At 39.6% G+C, this 3,116-nt stretch carries 2 protein-coding genes and 1 pseudogene; 1 reads left to right on the forward strand and 2 read right to left on the reverse strand.

Features of this window, described 5'->3' with window-relative positions; genetic code table 11:
* Positions 1 to 121: 121 nt before the first annotated feature.
* A pseudogene (locus ACE01R_RS17580) lies at positions 122 to 463 on the forward strand (DDE-type integrase/transposase/recombinase); the annotation flags it as partial.
* 147 nt (positions 464 to 610) lie between these two features.
* On the opposite strand, the gene ACE01R_RS17585 reads toward ACE01R_RS17580, so the two are convergent.
* Positions 611 to 1,393 carry an OmpA family protein gene (locus tag ACE01R_RS17585; protein WP_395552782.1) on the reverse strand — a complete coding sequence of 261 codons (783 nt, stop codon included), beginning with the start codon at positions 1,391 to 1,393 and terminating at the stop codon, positions 611 to 613.
* A gap of 124 nt (positions 1,394 to 1,517) precedes the next feature.
* Positions 1,518 to 3,116 (reverse strand): YadA-like family protein (locus ACE01R_RS17590; RefSeq protein ID WP_395552781.1); only part of this gene is annotated, 1,599 nt, incomplete at its 5' end.

Genomic DNA, 3,116 nt, shown 5'->3' on the forward strand with positions numbered 1-3,116 from the left:
ATCGTCATTTTATTATGGTCAGCCTCAGGGTGAAGTGTGTCTAATCAACAGGGTTTTCGGTCTCTAAGCACTTTTTAAAGGGAACTTCATCGACTCAAATCTCTATTTGCAACAGTGCCGCCGTGCTTTATCAAGGTTAAAACAGGAAGGGAAAGGTCCTCCAAACCTTGAGCACAGACAGATTAAATACAAAAATAACGTGATTGAATGTGATCATGGCAAGCTCAAACGGATCATCAAGGCTACGTTGGGATTTAAGTCTATGATAACGGCTTATGCCACGATTAAAGATATTGAGGTTATGCGTGCACTAGGCAAAGGACAAGCTTCAATATTTTATAAAGTTAATCCTTTAGGAGAAGTGTGGCTAGTGAATCGAGTTTTCGGAAAAAAAGCTACATCGACCAAGAAAACTACAACTCAATTTACTATTTGTAACAGTGCCCTTTCAATATCCATTTAAATATGAATAGAATGGTCATTTTTTGATTTATGAAAAAGATTTAATAAAATTACTCAGAAACAGTAAATGGTCAGAACGTTATCGAACTGACCATCAAGTTTTTCCTTATATAAATCGGATTTGTTATATCTATAAAAGTAAAACTAATTAGTTTACTTTGACTCCTGTGATTTCAACAGTAACACGTCTATCTGGCTGTAAACATTGCTGTAGTGTCTGTTTATTCATAACAGTATAACATCCATCAGTCAAGGGCTGATTTTCCCCCTGAGTAGAGTAACTAATTATATGATTAGGAATACCCCTCGCACTCAAATAATTACGAACAGTTTGAGCACGTTTTGAACCCAATTGGTAATTATAAGCATCGCTACCTAATCTATCTGTATGCCCAATTAAATGGATTTTATGTACTTCGCTGTATACACTATTAATGTTCGAAGCTAAATTATTAAGTTGAGCTTGGCCTTGTGGCAATAAATCATTTAAAGATGATCCATTAAATTTAAATAATGTATCAGCACTTAAATTGTATACTTCGGTCACTGCAGCAGGAGCTATCTGTTGAACAATTGTTGATGCAGGATACATGAGGTTTTGACAATCTTGACCTTTCCAAGATAATCTTTCTGCAAGATTATCTTTATTAAAATCAATACGTAACTGACAACGCTTATAATCTTGAGTATTAGGAATACGTATATCTAAAACATAGTTCCACTCTTTTACAAAGAAAACCCCCTCATTAAAGTGAGGATTTCCTAATAAATGACGAAACTGATCTTTTGTCAGCCCCGTATTCAAACGTGCAACATGATCATATTCATAACGATGAACTTGCTTTAAATAGCTTTTATCAATCTTTGGAAAATTAACTCCATCAGTAGTTTCAATATTTTCTACCGCCATTACTTGATTACCTAATATCATCAAGCCTATTAATGCCATATTCTTAATAAAAAATTTCATAATTGTATTGTCTCTTAATTCGGATAACTAATCGTATAGGAGTGACGAACATTAGATTCTTCACTCCTCCCGTTCAAACGGCTAATTAGTCAATTACGCCACTGATACCGATACGGAAACTTGGATCGCCTTGTGATGCTGCAGCAACACCGCTTGTCAATGACCAACGACCATTGTCAGCAGTCTTCCGAAAAGTAACACCCACAGCATTTTCACCACCATGGTATGCTGTAGCTGCTGCATAGGTCCATTTACCTGCTACATATGGTGCTGTTTCCAATGCCATAGCTGCTGCAATACCTGCATTTGCACGTTTCTCAACGTCATTAATACGTTCACTGGTTGTGTAGAATGCTTGCTGTAACTGATCCCCCAAATTGGTAATTTTATTATCCAACTGGTTATCACGGTCATCTAAAGCTGTAAGTGCATCACCGACGTTATTATGAGAGCCTCCATTCACATTGTAAGTTGGATGGGTAAAGCTGCCTGTAATGTTGTCATATCCTGCCCCACCGCCTAAAGAGCTGGCGATATATTGGTTAGTGGTATTCAACTGACTGCCATTCACGGCATCGGTAGAAGTGTCATTGACAACGCCATTGACAACGCCAGTAATTTTTTGATTACCTGCGTTAATGCCTGAGCTGCTGATGCTTGGGCTATTCGCTACAGCATTGCCTTGATCATCAACAAAACTTAAACCTTTGTCATTAATGACTGTACCGCCTGTATTTACGCTATCTATTTTTAAATCTTTAGCAACATCAACGGTATAAGTACTATGTCCATCTGTTGCATCAGTACCGTTAACAACGGTTACATTCGTGCTGCCTGCTTTAACTTCGGTTTTTGATGCCGCAGCCGCATTGGCAATATCCGTATTGATATTGCTGACCAAATCAGCGATTTGACCGCCATTCACTGCATCTTTCGAGCCAGCAGCAATGTTACCATCGGCAACGTTAGTGACTTTATTTCCTGCTGCATCAATACCGTTTTTGGTCACGCTTGGGCCGCCTGAAATGCTTATGCCATCACCATTAATCGTAGTATCACCCACACTAATCTCACCTGTTGTACCGTCAATATTTACAGCATTAGTACCTGAGCCGATGGTGATGTTATCGGCTAAACCAACCGAATAATCTGTACTTCCATTGGCATTTGGTGTTCCATTAACCGTTAGGTTGCCATCTTTATTGGAAACGCTGTTGCTTGCTGCTGCTGCTGCTGCATTCAATTGAGAAACATTGACTACATCTGTCGCATCTGTGCCATTAGCCACATTAGTGATTTTATTACCACCATTGTTTAAGCCTGCATTCGTTAAGCTGACTGTGCCGTTTGTACCGCCTGTAATGCTTACACCGCCAGTATTGAGGACGGTATTACCTGCAGTAATGCTTGTTAGATTCAAATCTTTAGCAACATCAACCGTATAAATGCTGTGTCCATCCGCTGAAGTGGTATCTTCAGTAACGGTTACATTCGTGCTACCTGCTTTAACTTCGGTTTTTGCTGCAGCTGTGGCAGCTGCAGCATTGTCAGCAATATTTTTCAGTTGGTCTTCAGTTGCTGCTTGGCCTTTGGTTGCCGTGCCGTTCCAAGTGGTGTTGGTCAAGCCACCGATTGTGCCGTTGTTACCGTTAATGGTAACCGGTTTACCGGTAGCAGCATCGCC

Source organism: Acinetobacter sp. BSP-28, from assembly GCF_044130285.1.
Lineage (GTDB): Bacteria > Pseudomonadota > Gammaproteobacteria > Pseudomonadales > Moraxellaceae > Acinetobacter.